This window comes from Sphingopyxis chilensis, assembly GCF_035930445.1.
GTDB classification, from domain to species: domain Bacteria; phylum Pseudomonadota; class Alphaproteobacteria; order Sphingomonadales; family Sphingomonadaceae; genus Sphingopyxis; species Sphingopyxis chilensis.
In genome coordinates this window covers 3,540,677-3,563,084 of sequence record NZ_CP142394.1, presented here as the reverse complement: position 1 = coordinate 3,563,084, position 22,408 = coordinate 3,540,677, and the positions used below count along the sequence as shown (strand labels likewise).

The following is a 22,408-nucleotide window of genomic DNA, read 5'->3' as shown; positions in this document are numbered from 1 at the left end:
GCCCAATTTAGGCGATGTCGTGCAGATTTGCGAGAGGAAGCGGCAACACGCTTGGATTGCGCCGAATGGCGGCTGGGAACGTTCTCGATTGCAAAAAATGCAAGTGCGGATGCTCTTTTCGCAGTTGCAACATTCATTGTGCACTGCAATATCACACTTGCCTTTTAGGCATCCTCTCCCAAAACTTTCACGGGCCACCCTCGGGTGGCCCTTTTTTTTCGACTTTTTTGGTTGAGAGGGCCGATTCGGCACATCTGAATCAGTCCTGGACTGGCATCCGCGCTTCGAATCGCCGCACTTCGGCGATAAAGCTTCCCGGCAGCGGGGTTGGCTTTCCGCTATCGGTATCGAGATGGGCATAGCTAATCTCGATGTCGGTCAGCCTCTCGTTTCCGCGAAAAATCCCGCAATGAAGCGTGAAACTGGTCCGGCCGAACCGATTGATTCGCGCGGCTATCGTGATCAGTTCGTCGAGCCGCGCGGGGGCGTGATAGTCGATCTCGCAATGCGTTTCGCGAATGTCTGTACCATATTGGTTAAAATATGGACCGGGCTGCCCTTCGCCGATCGCGCGGAAATATTCGGTCACGCCGATGTCGGCGTAGACGAGATAATTGGCGTTGAAGACGATATTCTGCCCGTCGATCTCGTTGAAGCGCACGCGCACGCGCTCCTGCACGCGGAAATCGGCGAGCGGCACGTTGCTGCGATGCTCGGTCATGCGGGCGCTCAGGCAGCGAGCGCGGCGGGCGCGCGGTCGAGCGGCGCGCAGGCCGCTTCGAGCCAGTCGCGCTCCTCGCCCGCCATTCCCGCGCCGAGCTTTTCCAACACCTCGGCATGATAGGCGTCCAGCCAGTCTGCCTCGGCCGCCGACAGCAGCGACGCATCGACAAGATTTTGTGCGATCGGCGCAAAGGTGATCGTCTCGAACCCCAGCATATCCTCTTCGGCGCCGTCGATGCGGACCGGGGTGACGACGACCAGATTCTCGATGCGGATGCCGAAAGCGCCCGCCTTGTAATAGCCGGGCTCGTTCGAGAGGATCATGCCGGCGTGCAGGGGCTCCTCGGTACCCGCCTGCCCGCCCGCCGGTTTGGCGATGCGCTGCGGCCCTTCGTGGACCGCCAGGTACGTGCCGACGCCATGCCCGGTGCCATGCGCATAATCGACCCCGTCGGCCCACAGATACTGGCGCGCGAGAATGTCGAGTTGGCTGCCGCGCGTCCCCTTGGGGAAGCGCGCGGTCGCGAGCGCGATATGGCCCTTCAAGACTTGCGTGAAGCGACGGCGCATCTCGGCGGTCGGAATGCCGATCGCGATCGTGCGGGTGATGTCGGTCGTGCCGTCGGCATATTGCCCGCCCGAATCGACGAGGTAGAGCGTCCCGGTCTCGATCGCGCGGTTGGTTGTCGCGTCGACCTTGTAATGCGGCAGCGCGCCGTTGGGGCCGGCGGCCGAGATGGTGTCGAACGACAAATCCCTGAGGACGCCGCTTTCGTCGCGATATTCGCGCAGCTTCGCGGCGGCGCTGAGCTCGTCGAGTCCGCCCTGGGGCGCGACCTCTTCCATCCATTTGAGGAAGCGCGACACCGCGACGCCATCGCGGACATGCGCGGCGCGGGTGCCGTTCAGCTCGACATCGTTCTTGATCGCCTTGGGCAGCACCGCGGGGTCGCGGTGACGCGCGACCCTCGCGCCCGCGCCTTCGAGCGCGGTAAAGATCGCCGCGACCGCGCGGTCGGGATCGACGGCGACCTTCTTGCCCGCGAGGTTAGCGAGCGCGGCTTCGAAAGCGTTACGGTCGTGTATACGCACGCTGTTGCCAAGATGCGTGCGCACCGCGTCGGTGATCTTTTCGGGGGCGATGAACAGGTCGGCGGTCGCGTCGGCGTGAAGAAGCGCGAAAGCGAGCCCGACCGGCGTGTGGCTGACGTCGGTACCGCGCAGGTTGAAGGTCCAGGCGATCGAATCGAGTGCGGTCATCACCGTCGTGTCGAGCCCCTGCGCCTTGAGCCAGTCGGCGATGATCGCGCGCTTCTCGACGGCGCCTTGCCCCGCCAGCGCGGCGTCGTGGACCGTCACCACCGCGTCGCTCGGCGCGGGCTGGTCGTTCCATGCCGCGTCGATCGGGTTGCTTGCCACCGCGACGAGGCTCGCGCCCTTCTCCGCCAGCGCCTTTTCGAGCCCGCGCGCCCAGTCGATGCCGTGGAGCCACGGGTCGTAACCGATCTTCTGCCCCGCGCTGACGTTCGCGCCCAGCCATTCGGCGACGCTCGACTGCGGCACGCCGACATAGTCGAAAAGCGAACCATCGACCTGGTCGCGTACCTGCACCGTATAGCGCCCGTCGACGAACACTGCTGCCTTTTGGGGCAGCACCGCAGCGGTCCCCGCCGAGCCGCCGAAGCCCGTCAGCCACGCCATGCGCTGCGCATATTCGCCGACATATTCGCTCATATGCTCGTCGCTGATCGGCACGACGAAGCCGTCGAGGCCTTGGCGCTCGAGTTCGGCGCGGACGCGGGCGAGACGTTCGGCGTAAATGGTTGCGGGGACGGGGCTGGACATGGTCGCTTCCTTGTTCCTACATCGGCTGATCCCGCCCATAGGGGCGGCACCGCGGGGGATTTTGTGATGCGCGCTATTTGGATGTTTCTGGCAGCAATTGCCACCCCGCTTGTCGTATCGCCGCCCCTGTTCGCCAAAGAGAAAGATGCCGCATTGACCAACCCCACGCCCGCCCTGCCCGCCGCCCCCGTCGCGGAAAAGCGCCCGCACGAAATGACGCTGCACGGCAAGACGCTGTCCGACCCGTACCACTGGCTGAAGGACGAGAGCTATCCGGTGATCGATGACAAGGATGTGCTCGACTATGTGAAGGCCGAGAACGCCTGGTTCGACGCCGCGATGAAGCCGCACGCTGCATTGGTCGAAACGCTGTTTCAGGAGATGAAGGGCCGCATCAAGGAGGCCGATTCGAGCGTGCCGCAGAAGGATGGCGACTGGGTCTACTGGGTCGAGTTCGAAGAAGGCGCCGAATATAAGAAATGGTACCGGAGGCCGGCGTCAGGCTCCGGCGACGCGCAGCTGATCCTCGATGAGGTCGCGATGGCCGCGGGCAAGGATTATTTCCGCCTCGCCGAGGTGTCGGTGAGCCCGAACGGCAAGCTGATGGCCTATTCGTTCGACGACAATGGCTCCGAACGGTTCGAGGCGCGCATCCGTAACCTCGAGACGGGCGAATTGTTGCCCGATACGATCCCCGGCACCTTGTCGTCGCTCGTCTGGACCTCGGGCAACGACGCGATCCTCTATGGCCTCGCGAACGAGAATTGGCGCACCGACAATGTCCGGCTGCACAAGCTCGGTACGCCGGTGAGCGAAGACAAATTGCTCTACAAGGAGCCCGACATCGGCTTCGGCGTCGGCATCGGCAAGACCGCGGCCGACAATTATATCGTCATCGCGACGGGCGATAACGAGACGAGCGAAGTCTACCTGCTCCCCGCCGACAATCCCGAGGCCCCGATGCAGCTGGTGTCGGCACGTCAGAAGGGCCGCGAATATAGCGTCGATGAACGCGACGGGACGCTCTATATCCACACCAACGACGAGCATCCCAATTTCCGCGTCGCCACTGCGAGCCTCAAGGCGCCGGACGATTGGAAGACGCTGATCCCCGGATCGGACACGAATTACATTACGGGCCTGTCGGTCTTCCGCGACTATTTTGTCCTCGAATCGCGCGAGAAGGGCGTCGATCAGGTCGATGTCCGCCAATATGATACACCGCTGACCCCCGGCCGGATACAGTTCCCCGAAGCCACTTATGTCGCGGGACTCGGCGACAATCCCGAATATCACCAGGACAAGCTGCGGCTCGATTATGAATCGATGGTCACCCCCGACACGGTGTTCGATTACGACCTTGCGAGCGGCAAGCTCGAGACGCTGAAGGTGCAGGAAATTCCGTCCGGTTATAATCATGACAATTATATAACCGAATTGGTAAACATGCCGGCGCGCGACGGTACCCCGGTCCCCGTGTCGCTCGTCTATAAAAAGGGCACGCCGCGCGACGGAAGCGCGCCGATGCACCTCTATGTCTATGGCTCTTACGGCTACCGCGTCCCGCCGGGTTTCTCCACGACGCGCCTCAGCCTCGTCGACCGCGGCATGATTTACGCCATCGCCCATGTCCGCGGCGGCGACGACCTCGGTCGCGGCTGGTATCTCGCGGGCAAGACCGACAAGCGCAAGAACACGTTCAACGATTTCATCGACGTCGCCAAGGGGCTGATCGCCGCGAAATATACGAGCGCGGGCAAGATTTCGATCGAGGGCCGCTCGGCGGGCGGGCAGGTCATGGGCGCGGTGTATAATCAGGCGCCCGAGCTGTGGGGCGCGGTGCTCGCGGGCGTGCCCTTCGTCGACGTCATCAATACGATGGTCGATGAAACGCTGCCGCTGACCCCCGGCGAATGGCCCGAATGGGGCAATCCGATCACCGACAAGGCGGCGTTCGACTATATGCTTTCGTACAGCCCCTATGACAATGTGACCGCCAAGGCCTATCCGCCGATGCTCGTCTCGGCGGGGCTCAACGACCCGCGCGTGACCTATTGGGAGCCCGCCAAATGGGTCGCCAAGCTCCGCGCAACGCGCACCAACGACGCGGCGCTGCTGCTGCGCACCAACATGGGCGCGGGTCACGCCGGCAAATCGGGCCGCTGGGGCGCGCTGCGCGAGGATGCCGAGGAGTTTGCCTTCGTGCTGACGCAGCTGGGGGTGGAGAAGTAGGGCGCCAACCCGGCACTATGGGAGAAATGCATACCAGCTTGAGCGCAGACTTGCTCAGCGAAGCATTCCCTGAGTCGCTAGATACGCTCGCGACTGAGGCCGCGACATATGCCTCTGTTCAACTTCAGGTTAGCCAATGGACCGAGCAATTTGAAGTCTCGCTCGGTGGCGAGACAATTCGAATTCCCGCGCGATTGCGTTTCCGCAACAATCACGCTGATGAGGCATTGAACGGCGATATTCGCTTGATGGTGCGGTGCCTGCGATCACGCAGTAGCGACGGGTTTGAACGACAGCGCACGGTCCGTGACCTCTTGCGGGATATTCAGCCTTGGGCTGCACCGTTCATTGTTGCACTGATCGGCGAATATCTGGTCGAGATTTTGGACGATATCGCTGGCGTGTTCGGCGAATCGGTTCCGGAGCCGATCATTGAGTTTCTGAGAGAAAATCCGGCTTACTGGTTTCTGACGAAGCAACGCGTTTCCAGCTATTGGAATGTCTACTACCGGCGCTCCACGCGGAAAAAAGACTAGGCCGGCTTCAAATTGAAGCGTCAGATCGATCGGCATCTACGTCAAGTAGCCAGATAACCCCGCTCCACCAGCTCGCGCTCCAGCGTCTCCGCATCGACGAATTGGTGCCCTGCAATCCCGACCGATTCGGCGCCCGCGACATTCGCCGCGACATCGTCGATGAACAGCGCGCCCGCCGGATCGATGCCGAATCGCTCGATCGCAAGGGCATAGATCGCGGGGTCGGGCTTCATCATTTTCTCGGTGCCCGATACGACGATGTCGCGGAAGCGGTCGAAGACGGGCTGGGTCGGGCGAAAGCCTTCCCAGAATTCATGTCCGAAGTTGGTGATCGCGAAGAGCGGCACGCTCGCATCGTCGAGGCGCTCGACAAGTTCGAGGCTGCCGGGCACCGGGCCGGGGATCGTCTCGTTGAAGCGCGCCGCATAGGCGTCGATCAGCAAGTCGTGCCCCGGAAACTCGGCTTTCAGTTCGGGTACCATCTCGGCGAGCGGGCGGCCGGCATCGTGCTGGAAATGCCATTCGGGCGTGACGACATTCGTCACGAACCATTCAAGCTCCTGCCGGTCAGCGATCAGCTTGGCGAACAAGTGACGCAAATCCCAGTCGAACAGCACCCTGCCGACGTCGAAGATCACGCTTTGGCGAATCATGCTTGCTCCAGACACGCGAAAGCGCCGCCGGAAGCATCCGACGGCGTTACGCTAACTTCGCTATACGCGCGGGGCGAGCAACGCCCCGGCAGGGCCATCAGCCCTGGCGCGCCTTGAAGCGGCGGTTGGTCTTGTTGATCACATAGGTGCGGCCACGGCGGCGAATAACGCGGTTATCCCGGTGGCGGTCCTTCAGCGACTTCAGGCTGTTGCGAATCTTCATGATCTCTGTCCGTAAATCTTGGCGTATTGACGCGAAGCGGCGCAACTATGGGGAAGCGGGTAAAAAGTCAACCGGTTCACTCCCCTAATTTCGTCATGCCGGACTTGATCCCGCATCCATAGCCGCGGCGACGTTATGGACGCCGGATCAAGTCCGGGGTGACGAGGAGGATCATCCCGCCAGCGCCTTTTGACGCCGCCTTTGCACCGACGAACCATAGCCCATCGCCTCGCGATATTTGACCACGGTACGCCGCGCGATGTCGTGGCCTTCGGTCGACAGTCTCTGCGCGATCGTCTCGTCGGAAAGAATCGCCTTCGCGTCCTCGCCCTCGATCATCGCCTTGATCCGGCTCTTTACCGCCTCGGCCGACACCGCGCCGTCGCCCTCGGTCGCGGAAATGCCGGACGAGAAGAAATATTTGAGTTCGAACAGGCCGCGCGCGCAGCTCAGATATTTGTTGCTGGTGACGCGGCTGACGGTCGATTCGTGCATGCCGATCGCTTCGGCGATCTGGCGCAAGGTCAGCGGGCGCATATGCGCGACCCCGTTCAGGAAAAAGCCCTCCTGCTGCTTCACGATCTCGCTCGCGACCTTGACGATCGTGCGCTGGCGCTGGTCAAGCGCGCGCACGAGCCAGTTGGCGCCGGCGAGCTGTTCGGAAAGCCACGCCTTGCTCTTCGCCGCGGCGCCTTGCGCCAGTTCGGTGTAATAGCGGCGGTTGACGAGCAGGCGGGGCAGGGTGCCGCTATTGATCTCGACCGCCCAGCCCTTTGCGGTCTGGCGGATATAGAGGTCGGGAACGACCGCAGGCGCGCCGTCGCCGCCGAATCGGAGGCCGGGCCGCGGGTCATAGCCGCGCAGTTCGCGGATCATGTCGGCAAGATCCTCGTCGTCGACGCCGCAGATACGTTTCAACTGCGGGAACGCCCCTTTTGCGACCAGATCGAGATGCGCGATCATCGTCGCCATCGCGGGGTCGTAGCGGTCGGCCTCGCGCGCCTGGATCGCGATACATTCGGCAAGGTCGCGCGCGCCGACGCCCGACGGATCAAAACACTGGATGCCGGCCAGCACCGCCTCGACCAGTGCCAGTGGCACGCCGAGCTGCGCGGCGAGCTCGGCCAGGTCGGCGCGCAGGTATCCCGTCTCGTCGATCAGTGCGACGAGCTGCCCCGCGACGATTGCCTCGATCCCGCCGAAACGTTCGCCGACCTGCGCGAGCAGATAGTCGTGGAGCGTGCCTTCATGTTCGGCAAAGCTGTCGAAATCGATATCCTCGCCCGCGCCCGACAGCCCGACATTGTCGCTTGCGCTGTCGTGGTGGAAGCTTTCGGTGAGGTCGACGTCGAGGTCGTTTTCGCTTCCGCCATCGGCCGACAGCGCCTGATCGGCTTCGAGCGACGCGGCTTCGGCCGCGGGCGCATCGCCGCCGACTTCGTCGCCTCCGCCGCCCTCGCTGTCGGGCGAAGCCGTGTCGAGCAACGGATTGCCCTCGAGCGCCTCGGCCAGATAGGCCTCGAGTTCGAGGTTCGACAGCGCCAGCAGCTTGATCGCCTGTTGCAGCTGCGGCGTCATCACCAGCGATTGCGACTGGCGGAGATCGAGGCGTGGACCCAACGCCATCAGCGCGTCACCGCATCACAGGGAGAAACCCTCGCCGAGGTAGAGGCGGCGCACCTCGGGATCGGCGACGAGTTCGGCCGGCGAGCCGGCAAGCAACACCTTGCCGTCATAGATGATGCAGGCACGATCGACGAGGTCGAGCGTTTCGCGCACATTATGGTCGGTGATCAGCACGCCGATGCCGCGCGTCTTCAAATCGGCAACAAGGTCGCGAATGTCGCTGATCGACAGCGGGTCGATGCCCGCGAAGGGTTCGTCGAGCAGGATGATCGACGGATTGGCGGCAAGCGCGCGCGCGATTTCGGCGCGGCGCCGTTCGCCCCCCGACAGCGCCATCGCCGCGGCGTCGCGCAGCCGCGTGAGCCCGAATTCGTCGAGCAGTTCCTCGAGCCGGCGTTCGCGCGCAATCTTGTCGGGTTCGGCGAGTTCAAGCACCGCCTCGATATTCTGCGCCACTGTCATCCCGCGAAAGATCGAGGTTTCCTGAGGTAGATAGCCGAGGCCGAGGATCGAGCGGCGGTACATCGGCAGCGCGGTGATGTCGGCGCCGTCGAGCATGATGCGCCCCGCGTCGGGCTTCACCAGCCCCATGATCGAATAGAAACAGGTCGTCTTGCCGGCGCCGTTGGGGCCGAGCAGGCCGACGACCTCGCCCTTGCCGACCGACAGCGAGACGTCCGACAGCACGACGCGTTTGTCATAGCTTTTGGCGATCGAAATGACCGCCAGTCCGTTGCCCGCGGCGGCATCCTCGCGGACATGCGCTCTGTGCTCGGTGACGCCATGATCGTCATCGGAAAGCGTCGCCACGGTGGATTCGTCGTCGGTCATAGGTTGGTCGGTTCCGTTTCTAGCCCCCGTGCGGCGTTACCCCAGCGACGCGGCCAAGGTCAATCTGGCAAGATTTTTGCAGGATGCGCGGGGGAGGCGCCGGCAACGGCGCCTAATGCGCGGCCTGCGGACCGCGCACGATCCCCGAGAGGGCAAGCTGATCGTCGATCGCGGCGAGCAGGCGCGCGAGCGCCGTCTCGTCCTTCGCCTCGGCACGCGCGACGAGCACGTCCTGTGTATTCGAGGCGCGCAGCAGCCACCAGCCATCGTCGGTCAGCACGCGCGCGCCGTCGGTCCGGTCGACCTGCGCACCCGATGCGCCGAGCCGGTCGAGAACCTCCTCCACAATGGCGAATTTGCGGCTCTCATCGACCTGGAAGCGCATTTCGGGGGTGTTGACCATCGGCGCCATGGCGCCGCGCAGATCGGTGACGCTCTGCCCCAATTTGGTCGCCGCCTCGATCAACCGTATCGCGGCGTAAGGCGCATCGTCATAACCATAATAGCGGTCGGCGAAAAAGATATGCCCGCTCATCTCGCCCGCCAGCGGGCTCGCGGTTTCTTTCATCTTCGCCTTGATCAGGCTGTGGCCGGTCTTCCACATCAGCGGCTGGCCGCCGAGCTGCGCGACCCGGTCGAACAGCGCCTGGCTCGCTTTCACATCGGCGATGACCGTCGCGCCGGGCAAGTCCTTCAGCACCGCGGCGGCATAGATTTGCAGCAACTGGTCGCCCCAGATGACGCGGCCCTCGCCGTCGATCGCGCCGATGCGGTCGCCGTCTCCATCGAAAGCGACGCCGAAATCGAGGCTCTTCTCCGCGACGAGTTTCCTGAGGTCGGCCAGATTCTTTTCTTCGGTCGGATCGGGATGGTGGTTCGGAAAATGGCCGTCGATGTCGGTGAACAGCAAGTGATGCTCGCCCGGAAGGCGCGCGGTAAGTTTCTCGATGACGGTGCCCGCGGCGCCGTTGCCGGCGTCCCAGCCAATGCGGAAAGCGCCGCCCGCGAACCCCTCGACCAACCGGTCGACATAGGCGTCGACGATATCGATGCTCTGCGACGTGCCTTCGCCAGCCTCCCAGTCGCCCGCGGCGGCCATTTCGCCGATCGCCAGAATGTCGGCGCCGAAGAAGGGACGCCCCTGAAACACCATCTTGAAACCATTATAGTCGGGGGGATTGTGGCTGCCGGTTATCTGTATACCGCCGTCCACATCCTCGGTTGACGCGGCATAATAGAGCATCGGCGTCGGACCGAGCCCGACATTGAGCGCATCGACGCCGGCGGCGTTGATTCCCGCGATCAGCGCGTCGGCGAGCATCGGCGACGACAGCCGCCCGTCATAGCCGACCGCGACGCGCTTGCCGCCCGCGCGGCGGATCAACGTCGCGAAGCTGCGGCCGATGGCATAGGCGTCCTTGTCCGAAAGCGTGTCGCCGACGACTCCGCGAATGTCATATTCGCGGAGCATCGTCGGGTGAAATTGGTGCGTCATCTTGAACCTCTTGGGGAGAGAAGGGATCAGGCGGCGGCGAACAAATCCCCGTCCGGATGCAACCGCTCGCGCGCCGGAAGGTTCAGTCCGCCCATCGCCTCGCGGAGTTCCTGCCGCGCGACGACGTGGCCGATACCCATGCCGCCGAGATGCGCCTTGTCGAGCAGGGTGAGGCCGGCGGGGAAAAGTTCGCGATAGATGACGCGCTCGCCGAGCCCCGGGATGACGCGAAAGCCGACGCGGCGCGACAACTGGGTCAGCGCCTCGCCGACGCGGCGCATATTATGTGCATCGACATGCTGGAGGCGGTTCCTGAGGATGATCCAGTCGATCGTCCGCCCGTCGCTCTTGGCGCGCGCCTTTCGCGTGTCCCAGATGAGTTCGGAATAGAAGCTGGGGCGGGTGACCTGGAACGTCTCGGGATCGACCTGTCCGATCAGGTCGAAGTCGATGAAGCTGTCGTTGATCGGCGTCACCAGCGTGTCGGCGGTTGTTGCCAGGTGGCGCGCGAAGACATCGTCGCGGCCCGGTGTGTCGGCGATCAGATAGTCGGCGTCTTCGGAGAGTCGCGCCACTTGCTCGTCGAGTTCCTCGATCGTCGATCCGGTGAACACCTCGAAGCGCGGCGTCGGCAGCGCAATCTCGCGGCGCTTCGCGGTATTTTCGCGGTTTTCGAGGTAGCGATGAAAGGTGCGCTGGCGCGGGTCGAGGTCGATCCCCGCGACGCGCCATCCCTGGCTCGCCAGCGCGACCGCGAAATGCACGGCGCAGGTCGATTTGCCGGTCCCGCCCTTTTCATTGGCAAAGATGATGCGGTGCGGTGCGGGCGTCGTCATGGGCGTTGCGATTTTCCTGTTGGCACGGCATGGGCGGCCGTCGCGCGAAGTGATATAGTCGCGCCAATATCGGAGGGCGACGAGCCGTGCAAATCATCCGTGACATCGCGATGCTGCACCGTGCCGTTACGGCACTGAAGCAGGGAGGGAAGAGCGTCGCGCTCGTGCCCACCATGGGGTCGCTGCACGACGGCCACCTCTCGCTCGTCCGCATGGCGAAGCGCGTCGCCGACCACGCCGTCGTGTCGATCTTCGTCAATCCGACCCAGTTCGGCCCGAACGAGGATTTCGACGCCTATCCGCGCGACGAGGCGCGCGACGCCGCGATGCTCGTCGAGGAAGGCACCAGCCTGCTCTGGGCGCCCGACGTCGCGACGATGTACCCCGCCGGTCACAGCACGCGTATCGAGGTCGCCGAACTTGGCGCCGATTATTGCGGCGCTGCGCGCCCCGGCCATTTCGACGGCGTCGCGACCGTCGTCGCCAAATTGTTCAACCAGGTCCGCCCCGACGTTGCGATCTTCGGCGAAAAGGACTGGCAGCAGCTCGCGATCATCCGCCGCATGGCGCGCGACCTCGATTTCGCGATCGACATATTGGGCGCGCCGATCGCGCGCGATACCGACGGCCTCGCGCTGTCTTCGCGCAACGCCTATCTGTCGAACGAACAGCGCGCGGCGGCGGCCGCCTTTCCGGGCGCGCTGAACGCGGCGGCAAAGGCGATCGCGGGCGGCGCCGACGTCGCCGAGACGCTCGCCAAGGCCGAGGCGGTGATCGTCGGGGGCGGTTTCGAGAGCGTCGATTATGTCGCGCTCGCCGAGGCCGACAGCCTTGAAAGATTGAGCGCTTTCCGCAGGCCCGCACGCCTGCTCGCGGCGGCACGGATCGGAAAAACGCGGCTCATCGACAATCTGCCGGTAGGCTGAACAACGTGGAAACCCCGAGGTTTCCGACGATCTTGGACGATGCCCACAAAAAACGACGTCACCGTTAACGCTTTGTTGACCATAAACCGCAAATTTGACCCCGAGGTCTCCATGTGGGGTGGAGGTAAAGGGGGTTATCATGGCGAACAGTCTGAAGTCTGCCCAATATCTGATCGAGAGCCGCTTGCTCGATGCCGCGCGCGGCGATGCCAATGCCTATTTCGATCTGGGTATCGCGTTTTCGACCGGATCGGGCGGGGTCGATGTCGACCTGATCCAGGCGCATAAATGGTTCAACCTTGCCGCGCTCGGCGGCAATATCGAAGGCCAGCAGTGCCGCGCCGATGTGTCGGGCGAAATGTCGCAGGGCGAAATCGCCGAAGCGCAGCGCCAGGCGCGCGCCTGGCTCGACGAGACGGCCCGCCGTCCCGCCGCCCGGCGGTTCGCGGCGTAAGTTTTCTGCGCTTCGACCTCGTCATGCCGGACTTGATCCGGCATCCATCCGGCTACAAAGCCTCGACCCCGGATCAAGTCCGGGGCGACGACAAGGGCAAAGTCAGCCCTTCCGCTTGAAGGGTGTGTGTCCCTCCAGCCATTCCATCTCGACCGCCTCGGCCTGTCGCTCCTGTTGCAGATAGTCCGCGACCGCGCGGCGAAAGCCGGGATCGGCGATGAAATGCGCCGACCAGGTCGCGACCGGGCCATAGCCGCGGGCAAGCTTGTGCCCGCCCTGTGCACCCGCTTCGACCCGCGAAAGCCTGCGTGCGATCGCGATGTCGATCGCGCGATAATAGCATAGCTCGAAATGCAGATACGGGATCTCGGCCAAGCATCCCCAATAGCGGCCATAAAGTGTGTCGGCGCCCAGGAAGTGCAACGCGCCGGCGACCGGCCGCTCCTCCGCATCATAGGCGATGAGCAGGATGATCTTCTCCGCCATCGCCGCGCCCATCAGGTCGAAAGCCTCGCGCGTGAGGTACGGATGCCCCCATTTGCGCGCGCCGGTATCCTGATAGAATAGCCACATCGCGTCCCAATGCTCGGGACGGATCGCCGCTCCCGTCAGTTCCTCGATGCGCAAACCTTCGACGGCACGGAGCCTTTCCTTGCGCAATTGCTTGCGCTTCTGCGAATTCAACGTGCCAAGGAAATCGTCGAAGCTGGCATAGCCGCTATTCGCGAAATGGAACTGGATATCGCGGCGGACGAGCCAGCCGGCCTCCTCGAACAGCGGCATCTGTTCGGGGGCGACGAAGGTCGCATGCGCCGATGACAAGCCGTTCTGCCGCACCACCGCCTCGGCCGCGCGGAGCAGCAGCAGCGCGTCGGCGCTGTCTTTCGCCAGCAAGCGCGGCCCCGGGACGGGGGTGAAGGGTGCCGCAATCTGAAGCTTCGGATAATAATCGCCCCCGGCGCGCGCCCACGCATCGGCCCACGCATGGTCGAAGACATATTCGCCCTGGCTGTGCGATTTCAGATAGGCGGGCGCGGCGGCGACGAGCGCGCCGGCCGCATCCTCGATCAGCAAGGGTGCGGCCTGCCAGCCCGTGCCCGGCCCCACGCTGCCCGATTCCTCGAGCAACGAAAGGAAGGCATGGCCGACGAAGGGATTGCGGCCGTCGTGTAGCGCGTCCCACGTCGCCGCATCGATTGCGGCGACGCCCGTACCGAGCGAAATCGTCCGTGAGGGTGGGTCGGCTTCGGCCACCGGCGTCCTTAAGCTGGCTTCACCGCAACGATCGCGTCGGCCTCGACCGCCGCGCCGAGCGGTAGCACCGCGACGCCGACTGCGGCGCGCGCATGGCGGCCCGCGTCGCCGAACAGCGTTTCGAAAAGTTCCGATGCGCCGTTCGCGACCTTCGCCTGATCGGTGAAGCTTGGCGCGCTGTTGACGAAAACGCCGAGCTTGACGACGCGCTCGACGCGCGACCAATCGCCGCCGAGCGCCTGCCCGATCTGCGCGACGAGCATCAGTGCGACGCGCTGTGCTGCATCCTGCCCGCCGGCAATGTCCATATCGTTGCCGAGACGGCCGGTGACCACCTGCCCATCACGGAAGGGCAATTGGCCGCTGACATAAAGCATCCCGCCCTGCTCGACGACGGGTACATAGGCGGCGACCGGGGCGGCGGGCTTGGGCAGCTCGAGGCCGAGTTCGGCGATCTTGGCGGCGATATCCATGGGAGGTTCCTTCTTAAACCGGCTCGGAGGCCGGGGCGGGGATATTTTCGGCGAGGCGCGCCAATATCCAGCGCTGCGCCTCTTTCCAATCGTCGATTCGCGCATGGGCGTATTGCGCCGGTGCGATCTTGCCCGCGATCGCGGGCTCGCCGACCAGGTGGAGGCGCCACACGTCGGGCGCGGTCTCCGCAACCGACTGGTGATGGCCGGCAAGGTCGTCGATGAAAACCGCAACCGAAGGCCGATACTCGTCGATCAGGCGACGCACCGGCCCACCCTTGCCGCCGCGGCTACCGATGACGGGCGCGCGGAAATCGTGGAGTGCGAGCTGGTCGATCCGCGCCTGCTGATGCTCGGGGCCGACATTGGTGAGGACGACGATATCGGCCTCGGCGCCGATCGCCGCCATTGCCGTCAAGGCACCCGCGATCGGATATTGCCGCGTCATTTCGGTGCGGAAGAAGCCGTCGAGCAGCGGCCACACTTCAGCCGCTTCGAGCGGCGTGCCGCACTCCTTGCGCTTGAGTGCATTGGCAAAGCTCGCATCCTCGATGCGGAAGATCACGCCATGTTCGGCATCGACCCATTCGGCAAAGGGCACGACCATGTGCATCAGCACCTCGTCGCAATCGGTGATGACGAGCGGGCGGTTCATGCAGTCGTTCCTTCAAGTCGTTGGGCCGCAGCGGCAAGGCGGGCAGGCGGCACCTGCAACGCATCGGCGCAGGCGACAAGGTCGTTTTCGTGGGCGGTGAGGAATGAGAGGATCGCCGCGAGCGTCGCCCGTTCGCCGAGTGAAGCGCGCAGCTCGGCGGGCGCGAGCCCGGTGAGCGCGAGCAGCCGCTCGGCGCGCGGCTCGTCGCTCAATATCCAGCCGAGCGCATGGAGCGCCAGCGCCGCATCATCCTCAAGCAAGCCCGATCCCTTCGTCGCGATGCAATTGTGTCGTGCGGCCGATTCGCCTAAACGGGCCGCGCACGCAAGGTGGGGAACGGAACGCACATGGGCAAGACCATCCTGGTCGTCGAGGATAATGAACTCAACCTGCGCCTCTTCTGCGATCTACTGAACGCCCACGGCTATAGCGCGCATCCGGTGCGCGACGGGCGCGACGCGCTGGCAAAGGCGCGCGAGATTTCGCCTGACCTGATCATCATGGATATCCAGTTGCCGCATGTCAGCGGGCTCGAACTGATCGGGCAGATGAAGGCCGACCTGACGCTGCGCGCGGTGCCGATCATGGCGGTGACCGCCTATGCGGGCAAAGGCGACGAGGAGCAGATCCGCACTGCGGGCGCCGAAGCCTATGTCTCGAAACCGATTTCGGTGATCAAATTCATCGAAAGCGTCGGCGCGTTCGCCTAGCGCCGGTTTCGGACGCATGGTTCCTACGTCGTCAACCCCGCGAAAGCGGGGACCCATCGCGTGCGTAAGTTGATCCCACACCGGGTTCCCGCTTTCGCGGGAATGACGAATATTTGGTGTGCCCGCTTCCCACCCCAATGCCTTCCCCTGTCCCCTAAAAAGGAAAGGGCCTGTCGCGACAGTGCCCGGCCGCGGCAGGCCCTCCCTACGCCCTCCCCGCCTTCGGGGAGGGGGAGAGCCCGTCAGAACTGGCCGCGCAAGGTCACGCCATAGGTGCGCGGTTCGCCGGGGAAGCCGACGAACAACTGGTTTGCGGTCGCCGGGAAGCCCAGCGCTGCGGGCGCGGCGACCGAGCGGAACGAGCCGCTGCCCTGCAACGGCATGTCGGCGCCGATCTGATAATATTGCTTGTTGAACAGATTCTGCCCCCACAGCTCGATTCCCCAGCGGCGATCGCGGCCATAGAGGCCGATCCGGCCGTTGAAGACCGCGAAGCCGTCCTGGACCTTTTCGACGTCGAGATCCGACCCGGTGTTGGTGTCGCTCTGGAGGCGCGTGTCGAAATAGACGAGCGCGCTCAGCCCGCTGCCGCCGATCGGCGGCGTCCAGCTGATCCCAGCGGTCGCCACATATTTGGCGGCGTTCGACACGCCGCGGCCGGGCAGCTGGAACAGGACGGGCGACAGCGCCCGCCCGCCGGTGCCGACGAGGTTGCGGCGATAGAGGGTGTCGACATAGGTGAGCCCCATGTTGACCGACAGATGGCGCGCGGGACGCAGGAAGGTCTCGATCTCGAACCCCTTGGCGACGACGCCGGGTTTCAGCCGGTCGGATGCGCAGGCGCCGGTCGCGGCGCTATTGTCGGTCGGCCCGGTCCCCAGGTCGTCCTTGCACGCCTGGATATTGGTGACCTCGAAATTGACGCCGTTGAAGGTGTTGAGCTGGTAATTGCTATAGTCCTGATAAAAGGCCGCGAGATTGACGTCGATCCCCGGACCGTCCCATTTCAGCCCAAGTTCATAGGCGTCGACCTTTTCGCTCGCGAATTGCAGGTCGCTCGCTTCGGGCCGCGCGTTGCCGGACGTGTTCTCGGGCCGCGCGAGCGCCGCGACGCAGGCCGCATCCTGCGCGTCGGACCCCGCAGTGGTGCTGCACGGCCGGTCGAGCGCCGAATAGTCGAGGTTGAAGCCGCCGGCCTTGTAACCCTTCGATGCCGAGGCATAGATCAGCCATTCGGGCGCGGGCTTCCAGCTCAGCACCGCGGTCCCCGTCCACTGGCCCTCGCTGAACTTCGTCCCCGGCGCGCCGCGGACGATGTCCGGCGCGGTGCCGTTGATCACGCAGGCGAGGCTCGCGAGCGCCTGTAGCGGCGAGTTGACGATCGCGGGGCACAAGGTGTTGGTGAAATTGGCGTCCCCCGCCAGGGTCTTCTTTTCGTGGGTGTAGCGCGCGCCGACGGTGAACGTCAGCGTATCCTCGACGATATCGAAGCTGTTATGCGTAAAGATCGCATAGTTGGTGCTGCGCTGCGCAAAGGTCGAGTCATTGTTGCCCGTGCCATTCAGCGGTGCGGCACCGAGTAGCGCGGCGATGCCCTGAAAGCCGGGAAAGCTCGCCGCGGGCAGGTTCGAACAGGTCGCCGAGGCGGGGTTGATGAGGGCAGGCGCGAGCGCCGCCGCCGCAAGGCAATTGGCATAGCGCTGATAGTCGGCGCCATAGACGATATCATCGTCGACATCGAGTTTCTCGTTCGCATAATAGCCGCCGACGAGCCAGTCGAGCCGCCCGTCGAACGCTTCGCCCTGAAGCCTGAGTTCCTGCGTGAACAGCCGGAACCGGCGGTCGAGGTCGGTGCGCCGCAATATGTCGAGCGTGTTGAAATCGGCGTCCTGGCCCTGTGCATTCCTGTAGTCGCGATAGGCGGTGATCGAGGTCAGCGTCGCGCCGCCGAAATCCCAGTCGAGTTCGCCCGACACACCCCAATCCTTGGTGTCCGACCGATAGGTGACGCCCGGGGTCGTCGACTGGCGGCGGACGAAACTGTCGCCCGCGGGTGGAACCTGATGGTTGGCGCCGAGGAACTGGAGCAGCGGCAGCAGCGTGTTGGGCGACGCCACCGGGAAGCCGTCGGGACCGCGCGTCAGGTTGCGCACGGGGTTCAGCAGCACGCCGCCGCAGCAATTCTCGTTGCGCTTCGAATAGTCGGCAATCAGCCGCAGCGTGATATTCTCGGCGGGCTCGAGCAGCAGCTGGCCCTTGGCCAGCCAGCGATCGCGGTCGTTGATGTCGGGCTCGCCGGCGGTCGCATTGTCGATGAAGCCGTCGCGCCGCTGCCAGACGCCGTCGACGCGCACCGCCGCCTTGTCGCCCAGCGGCGCGTTGATCATGCCGTCGACACGCCAATAATCATAATTGCCATATGATAGCGACCCCTTGCCGGCGAACCGGCCGAGTTCGGGCCCCTTGGTGACGATGTTGATCAACCCCGCGGTCGAGTTGCGGCCGAAGAGTGTGCCCTGCGGACCGCGCAGCACCTCGACGCGTTCGATATCGCCGAGTTCGGACAGGCCGACCCCCGTCCGGCTGCGATAGACGCCGTCGATGAACAGGCCGACCGAGGATTCGAGGCCCGGATTCTCGCCGACCGTGCCGATGCCGCGGATGCGCGCGGTGAAATTGACCTCGCTCGTCGCGCCCGACACGAGCAGCGACGGCGCGACCTGCCCCAGCGCACGCACGTCGGTCGCGCCCGTTTTTTCGAGCGTATCGCCGGTGACCGCGGAGACCGCGATGGGCACGTCGGACAGCGCCTCGCTGCGGCGCGTCGCGGTGACGATGATCATGCTGTCGTCGGGTTCGGCGCCCGCGGCATCCTGCGCCATGGCGGGCGCGGCGGCGAGGCCGAGCGAAAGCGGCAGGCCGACGGCGCTGGCGCGCAGCAAGCCGGTGGTAAGGCGGCGACGGTTTTTCATGAAATGACCCTCCTCTCGCAATCTGTCGTCGGCGCGGGGAGAGCGGTTTTGTTTATGGCGCAGGCGTATCACGACTTGCGCGCGCCATGCCAGCGCGTGACCTCTGCCGTAACGTCATTCTGCGAAACGCGCGGCTTTTGTGCCACAGCTGTCAGATATGACGGGTTGACGGGTCTGGATAAAGAAAAGGGGGCGAAGCCATCGGCTCCGCCCCCGGGAAATTCAGGTGATCGTGCGCGATCAGAACTTGCCGCGCAGCGTCACGCCATAGGTCCGCGGTTCGGCAAGGAACTGCGAGAAAATCTGGCGGCCGCCCGGATATTGCGGGTCGGCAAAGGCGGCGCTGGCCGAGGTGTCGCCTTCCTGGAACGGCGAGTTGAAGGCGACCTGGGCATATTGCTTGTTGAAGATATTCTGCGCCCAGAGTTCGATGCCCCATTTCTCGTCGGGACCGCGCACGCCGAGGCGGGCGTTGAACAGTGCATAACCATCCTGTCCCTTCTGCGGGAACAGGTCCGACCCGGTGTTATAGTCGCTGGTCATGCGGCCATCGACATAGACGAGGCCGGTCAGCCCGCTGCTGCCGATGTCGGGGGTCCAGGCAATGCTGCCGGTCGCGACCAGTTCGGGCGCGTTCGACAGATTGTTGCCAGGCAGCAGGCGCAGCGCCTGATCGAGCGGCGCGCCCGAATCATTGCCGACCAGCTGACCGCGATATTTGGTTTTCGCATAGGTCAGGCCGGCGGTCATGCGGAAGCTGCGCGCCGGAACGAGCGAGGCTTCGAGTTCGAAGCCCTGCGACCGGACGCCGTGGCTGACGTCATCGGTGGGGCAGGCGCCGGTCGTCGCCGCCGCGGCGTTATAGTTCGGCGCGCCGGTGAACTTGCTCTGGTCGCGGTCGCCGCCGGCGAGGTCGCTGTCGCAGCCGTTGATGTTCTGGACGAGGAAGACCGTGCCGTTGAACGTGTTGAGCTGGAAGCTCGAGAAATCCGACCGGAAGAGCGTCAGGCCGAGGCCGAACGGTCCGGTCGAATATTTGGCGCCGATTTCATAGCTGTTCACCGTTTCGGGGTCGAACTGCAGCGCGCCGACCAGCGCCTGCGCCCCGCCCGCCGCCGCGAAGGGCAGGATCGGCGATTTCAGCGCCGACCGGTCGAGGTTGAAGCCGCCCGCCTTGTAGCCGCGCGAATAGCTCGCATAGACCATCAGGTCGTCGACCGGCTTGTACGACAGGATCGCCGTGCCGGTGAACTCGTCCTCGCTCCGCTTGTCGTTGATCGACACACCATTGAGTTCGGCGGTCGAATTGCCCTGACAGCTGAGGCCGATGAGCGCGCCCGCCAGCGCGCGCGCCGTGGCGTTCGTGCTCGAAAGATCGTCGAGCACCAGCCCCTGCACGGTGGTGCAGACCGTGTTGTCGTTGGTGAAGCTCGCCGAGAATTTCTTCTTGTCGTTGGTGTAGCGGAGCCCGAAGGTGAAATCGAGCTTGTCGGTGATGTGGAAGATATTGTGCGTGAACAACGCCCAATTCTCGCCATCCTGACGATAGACGTCGTTGATGCTGCCAAGATCGCTGAGCCCGTCGAGCGCATTGAACGCCGCGAGGATGTCGGGCCCCGAAGCACCCGATGCGCCGGCGATCGTCGCCGGCCCGACGCCGGGGAAGACGCACAAGGGGCTGGCCGGCGAGTAGAGACCGGCAAGGCCGCCGCCGGAGATGATGCGGCACGTCGCGAAACGGCCGTAATCTTCTCCGAAGCGGAGGTTGTCGCGCACGCGCAGCTTTTCATTGGCGTAGAATCCGCCGACGAGCCAGTCGAGCTTGCCGTCGAACGCTTCGCCCTGCAGGCGCAATTCCTGCGTGAAGGTGTGGAACTGGCGATAGGCGTCGGCGTCGGGCGCGCGATAGAGGATATCGACGGTGCCATAATCGACGTCGCCCGCCTGGCTCGACCGATATTCGCGGTACGCGGTGATCGAGGTCAGCGTCGCGCCGCCAAAATCATAGTCGATCTGGCCCGAGAAGCCGTAATCCTTCGTCTTGCCGGCGAAGCTGCGTCCCGGCGTGACCGAGATGTCGCGGCTATAGCCCTGGTCGAACGCCGAAAGCGACTGGCCGAGATCGGCCAGCACCTGGACGATGTTGTTCGTGGTATCGCTGGCGGGAACCCCGGGGTTGTTGAGGTTGCCGATATAGGGATTGACCGACGGGCCGACATAGGTGGCGGCGCAGCATTCCTCGTCGCGAGAGGTATAATCGGCAATCAGCCGGACCGACAGCGCGTCAGTCGGCTCGAACAGCAATTGGCCGCGCAGAAAATAGCGATCGCGGTTGTTCACGTCGCGGTCGTTCGCGGTGTCGTTATAAAAGCCGTCGCGCTTGACCCACACGCCGTCGAGGCGCGCGGCGAGCGTGTCGGTGATCGGGCCGGTGACGCTGCCGCCCAGACGCCAGTAATCATAATTGCCATAGGTGATTTCACCGGTGGCGCCGAACTGGAAATCAGGCTTTTTCGAATAGATGCTGATCAGGCCCGCCGACGAGTTGCGGCCGCCGAGCGTGCCCTGCGGGCCGCGCTGCACTTCGATGCGGTCGAGTTCGCCGAGTTCGTTGAGGCCGATGCCCGAACGCGAGCGATAGACGCCGTCGATGAAGACCGGAACCGAGCTTTCGAGGCCGGGGTTGTCGCCGACCGTGCCGATGCCGCGGATACGTGCCGAGCCATTGGCTTCCGAACCCGTCGACGAAACGAGCAGCGACGGCGCGACCTGGTTCAGCTGGCGAATGTCGTTCGCGCCGCTGTTCTGCAGCGTTTCGGCGCTCACCGCCGAAATCGCGACCGGCACGTCGGACAAGAGCTGCGAACGCCCCTGCGCGGTGACGATGATCGGCGTATCGTCGCTGTCGTCGGTCGCGGCATCCGCGGCCGCATCGGCCGGTGCGTCCTGCGCGAAGGCCGGGGCCGCGACCGCCGCCATGGCGATCGAGACGCCGAGCGCGCTGGTGCGGAGAAAACGGGCAGCACGAAGGGAAGATGATTTCATATCGGGCACTCCTCTCAACATTTCATTATTTTTGTTGCGGGGGGAGCATAACTCAATTGCGCCCCCGATCCAGCCGGAGGGGCGTATTTGCGTCGTTTTTGAAGAGGTGATGCTTTTCGGCCACAGGCGGAAAAAGCGCCTGTTCGGCGGGACTTAGGTCCGCGCCTGCCGAAGGAGGCGGCTTGCCGTAGCGTCATCGCGCGCCGGGCCGGGGCAGGGGAAGCCGAGCCGTCGTCCGCCTGCGACGAGCATCGCCTGATAGGGACCGTCGAAATTTTCGGCGATGACCGGGTCATCGGCGGCCAATCCGCCGGTCAGGCTGCCGAAAGCCGGCAGAATCAGCCGCCGCGCGTCGCCCGCGAAGCAGGGACGGGAAATCGGGCGACCGCGCACGTTGAGTCGCAATTTGGGGTGGAAATGCCCCGAGATTTCGGGCCGCGTCTCGTTCGTCAGGCTCTGGTGGCGAAAGACGATGCCGTCGACGGCGAGTTCGTCGGCGACCTCGCCGCCCCACGCGCCGCCGGAGAGCCCGTCGTGATTGCCGGCGATCCACAGCAGCCGTGCCGATGCCGCCTGCCGCGCCAATCGATCGGCCACCGCGGGGACGATACGTTCGGCGGCACGGCGGTCGTGGAAGCTGTCGCCAAGGCACCAGATCGCGCGCGCGCCGGTCTGGGCGACGAGCGCGGCGAGCCGGTCGAGCGTGTCATGGCTGTCGTAAGGGGGCAGCGGTTGCCCTAATGCCGCATACCAGCTCGCCTTTTCCAGATGCAGGTCGGCGACGATCAGCGCGCCGTGACGCGGCCAGAACAGCGCCCGGTCGGCCAGCATCTCGAACTGCTGGTCCGCAAAGGCAAAGGTCGGCGCGGCAGACATGGCGCTGCTATGGAGGCGCCGCCGCTCCGCCGCAAGCGCCCAT

At 64.5% G+C, this 22,408-nt stretch carries 20 protein-coding genes; 5 read left to right on the top strand and 15 right to left on the bottom strand.

What is annotated here, in order from left to right:
- Positions 1-259 precede the first annotated feature (259 nt).
- Both VSX79_RS16745 and VSX79_RS16740 read right to left on the bottom strand, forming a co-directional pair.
- Positions 260-721 carry an acyl-CoA thioesterase gene (locus VSX79_RS16745; RefSeq protein WP_326913911.1) on the bottom strand — a complete coding sequence of 154 codons (462 nt, stop codon included), beginning with the start codon at positions 719-721 and terminating at the stop codon, positions 260-262.
- 8 nt (positions 722-729) lie between these two features.
- Entirely contained in the window at positions 730-2,568 is a 1,839-nt protein-coding gene (locus tag VSX79_RS16740; RefSeq protein ID WP_326913910.1) for an aminopeptidase P family protein, read from the bottom strand.
- Between the two features lie 81 nt (positions 2,569-2,649).
- Between VSX79_RS16740 and VSX79_RS16735 the strand changes: the two genes are divergently transcribed.
- Together VSX79_RS16735 and VSX79_RS16730 are read left to right on the top strand one after the other, a co-directional pair.
- Positions 2,650-4,800 (top strand): S9 family peptidase, encoded by a 2,151-nt coding sequence (locus VSX79_RS16735; RefSeq protein ID WP_407697288.1) that lies wholly within the window; start codon positions 2,650-2,652, stop codon positions 4,798-4,800.
- A gap of 38 nt (positions 4,801-4,838) precedes the next feature.
- Positions 4,839-5,336 (top strand): hypothetical protein, encoded by a 498-nt coding sequence (locus VSX79_RS16730; protein ID WP_326913909.1) that lies wholly within the window; start codon positions 4,839-4,841, stop codon positions 5,334-5,336.
- Between the two features lie 41 nt (positions 5,337-5,377).
- Here the strand turns inward: VSX79_RS16730 and VSX79_RS16725 are convergent, their stop codons facing one another.
- From VSX79_RS16725 to VSX79_RS16700, 6 genes are all read right to left on the bottom strand, one after another.
- On the bottom strand, positions 5,378-5,989 hold the full coding sequence (locus VSX79_RS16725; protein WP_179497530.1) for an HAD family hydrolase: 612 nt from the start codon (positions 5,987-5,989) through the stop codon (positions 5,378-5,380).
- Positions 5,990-6,086: 97 nt separating this feature from the next.
- The gene (gene ykgO / locus VSX79_RS16720; RefSeq protein WP_003046794.1) at positions 6,087-6,212 is read right to left on the bottom strand and encodes a type B 50S ribosomal protein L36; all 126 of its coding nucleotides are present in this window, start codon (positions 6,210-6,212) and stop codon (positions 6,087-6,089) included.
- A gap of 171 nt (positions 6,213-6,383) precedes the next feature.
- Positions 6,384-7,838: an RNA polymerase factor sigma-54 gene (gene rpoN / locus VSX79_RS16715; RefSeq protein ID WP_326913908.1), complete on the bottom strand. Its 1,455-nt coding sequence runs from the start codon at positions 7,836-7,838 to the stop codon at positions 6,384-6,386.
- Between the two features lie 15 nt (positions 7,839-7,853).
- Positions 7,854-8,669 carry an LPS export ABC transporter ATP-binding protein gene (lptB, locus tag VSX79_RS16710; RefSeq protein ID WP_179497526.1) on the bottom strand — a complete coding sequence of 272 codons (816 nt, stop codon included), beginning with the start codon at positions 8,667-8,669 and terminating at the stop codon, positions 7,854-7,856.
- A gap of 112 nt (positions 8,670-8,781) precedes the next feature.
- Positions 8,782-10,164 (bottom strand): phosphoglucomutase/phosphomannomutase PgmG, encoded by a 1,383-nt coding sequence (gene pgmG / locus VSX79_RS16705; protein WP_179497523.1) that lies wholly within the window; start codon positions 10,162-10,164, stop codon positions 8,782-8,784.
- 26 nt (positions 10,165-10,190) lie between these two features.
- The gene (locus VSX79_RS16700) at positions 10,191-11,000 is read right to left on the bottom strand and encodes a division plane positioning ATPase MipZ (protein WP_179497521.1); all 810 of its coding nucleotides are present in this window, start codon (positions 10,998-11,000) and stop codon (positions 10,191-10,193) included.
- 86 nt (positions 11,001-11,086) lie between these two features.
- Here VSX79_RS16700 and panC point away from each other — a divergent pair, with 86 nt between their 5' ends.
- Together panC and VSX79_RS16690 are read left to right on the top strand one after the other, a co-directional pair.
- Entirely contained in the window at positions 11,087-11,926 is an 840-nt protein-coding gene (panC, locus tag VSX79_RS16695) for a pantoate--beta-alanine ligase (protein WP_326913907.1), read from the top strand.
- 139 nt (positions 11,927-12,065) lie between these two features.
- Positions 12,066-12,380 (top strand): hypothetical protein, encoded by a 315-nt coding sequence (locus VSX79_RS16690; RefSeq protein ID WP_179497517.1) that lies wholly within the window; start codon positions 12,066-12,068, stop codon positions 12,378-12,380.
- 102 nt (positions 12,381-12,482) lie between these two features.
- Here VSX79_RS16690 and VSX79_RS16685 read toward each other — a convergent pair whose 3' ends face one another.
- Genes VSX79_RS16685 through VSX79_RS16670 form a run of 4 tightly spaced genes read right to left on the bottom strand, consistent with a single transcriptional unit; the run spans position 12,483 to position 15,022 of the window.
- Positions 12,483-13,634, bottom strand: a complete 1,152-nt coding sequence (locus VSX79_RS16685; RefSeq protein ID WP_326913906.1) for a GNAT family N-acetyltransferase — start codon at positions 13,632-13,634, stop codon at positions 12,483-12,485.
- 8 nt (positions 13,635-13,642) lie between these two features.
- Complete coding sequence (locus tag VSX79_RS16680) at positions 13,643-14,107, bottom strand: RidA family protein (RefSeq protein ID WP_326913905.1); 465 nt, start codon at positions 14,105-14,107, stop codon at positions 13,643-13,645.
- 13 nt (positions 14,108-14,120) lie between these two features.
- Entirely contained in the window at positions 14,121-14,762 is a 642-nt protein-coding gene (locus VSX79_RS16675; protein WP_326913904.1) for an HAD family hydrolase, read from the bottom strand.
- Positions 14,759-15,022 (bottom strand): DUF3572 family protein, encoded by a 264-nt coding sequence (locus VSX79_RS16670; protein WP_179497509.1) that lies wholly within the window; start codon positions 15,020-15,022, stop codon positions 14,759-14,761. The genes VSX79_RS16675 and VSX79_RS16670 overlap by 4 nt, the downstream gene beginning before the upstream one ends.
- Positions 15,023-15,109: 87 nt before the next feature.
- On the opposite strand from VSX79_RS16670, the gene VSX79_RS16665 reads away from it, so the two are divergent.
- Positions 15,110-15,472: a response regulator gene (locus VSX79_RS16665; RefSeq protein ID WP_179497507.1), complete on the top strand. Its 363-nt coding sequence runs from the start codon at positions 15,110-15,112 to the stop codon at positions 15,470-15,472.
- A gap of 242 nt (positions 15,473-15,714) precedes the next feature.
- Here the strand turns inward: VSX79_RS16665 and VSX79_RS16660 are convergent, their stop codons facing one another.
- The 3 genes from VSX79_RS16660 to pdeM form a co-directional block, all read right to left on the bottom strand.
- Positions 15,715-18,444 carry a TonB-dependent receptor gene (locus VSX79_RS16660; RefSeq protein WP_326913903.1) on the bottom strand — a complete coding sequence of 910 codons (2,730 nt, stop codon included), beginning with the start codon at positions 18,442-18,444 and terminating at the stop codon, positions 15,715-15,717.
- 240 nt (positions 18,445-18,684) lie between these two features.
- The gene (locus tag VSX79_RS16655) at positions 18,685-21,489 is read right to left on the bottom strand and encodes a TonB-dependent receptor (protein WP_326913902.1); all 2,805 of its coding nucleotides are present in this window, start codon (positions 21,487-21,489) and stop codon (positions 18,685-18,687) included.
- A 153-nt stretch (positions 21,490-21,642) separates the two neighbouring features.
- Positions 21,643-22,365, bottom strand: a complete 723-nt coding sequence (gene pdeM, locus VSX79_RS16650) for a ligase-associated DNA damage response endonuclease PdeM (protein WP_179497501.1) — start codon at positions 22,363-22,365, stop codon at positions 21,643-21,645.
- Positions 22,366-22,408: the final 43 nt, after the last annotated feature.

Coding starts and splice junctions, on each gene's coding strand:
- VSX79_RS16725 (WP_179497530.1), bottom strand. CDS start 5,989: ATGATTCGCCAAAGCGTGATCTTCGACGTCGGCAGGGTGCTGTTCGAC.
- VSX79_RS16675 (WP_326913904.1), bottom strand. CDS start 14,762: ATGAACCGCCCGCTCGTCATCACCGATTGCGACGAGGTGCTGATGCAC.
- VSX79_RS16680 (WP_326913905.1), bottom strand. CDS start 14,107: ATGGATATCGCCGCCAAGATCGCCGAACTCGGCCTCGAGCTGCCCAAG.
- rpoN (WP_326913908.1), bottom strand. CDS start 7,838: ATGGCGTTGGGTCCACGCCTCGATCTCCGCCAGTCGCAATCGCTGGTG.
- VSX79_RS16655 (WP_326913902.1), bottom strand. CDS start 21,489: ATGAAATCATCTTCCCTTCGTGCTGCCCGTTTTCTCCGCACCAGCGCG.
- VSX79_RS16660 (WP_326913903.1), bottom strand. CDS start 18,444: ATGAAAAACCGTCGCCGCCTTACCACCGGCTTGCTGCGCGCCAGCGCC.
- VSX79_RS16690 (WP_179497517.1), top strand. CDS start 12,066: ATGGCGAACAGTCTGAAGTCTGCCCAATATCTGATCGAGAGCCGCTTG.
- lptB (WP_179497526.1), bottom strand. CDS start 8,669: ATGACCGACGACGAATCCACCGTGGCGACGCTTTCCGATGACGATCAT.
- VSX79_RS16735 (WP_407697288.1), top strand. CDS start 2,650: ATGTTTCTGGCAGCAATTGCCACCCCGCTTGTCGTATCGCCGCCCCTG.
- pgmG (WP_179497523.1), bottom strand. CDS start 10,164: ATGACGCACCAATTTCACCCGACGATGCTCCGCGAATATGACATTCGC.
- VSX79_RS16745 (WP_326913911.1), bottom strand. CDS start 721: ATGACCGAGCATCGCAGCAACGTGCCGCTCGCCGATTTCCGCGTGCAG.
- ykgO (WP_003046794.1), bottom strand. CDS start 6,212: ATGAAGATTCGCAACAGCCTGAAGTCGCTGAAGGACCGCCACCGGGAT.
- VSX79_RS16700 (WP_179497521.1), bottom strand. CDS start 11,000: ATGACGACGCCCGCACCGCACCGCATCATCTTTGCCAATGAAAAGGGC.
- VSX79_RS16740 (WP_326913910.1), bottom strand. CDS start 2,568: ATGTCCAGCCCCGTCCCCGCAACCATTTACGCCGAACGTCTCGCCCGC.
- VSX79_RS16665 (WP_179497507.1), top strand. CDS start 15,110: ATGGGCAAGACCATCCTGGTCGTCGAGGATAATGAACTCAACCTGCGC.
- pdeM (WP_179497501.1), bottom strand. CDS start 22,365: ATGTCTGCCGCGCCGACCTTTGCCTTTGCGGACCAGCAGTTCGAGATG.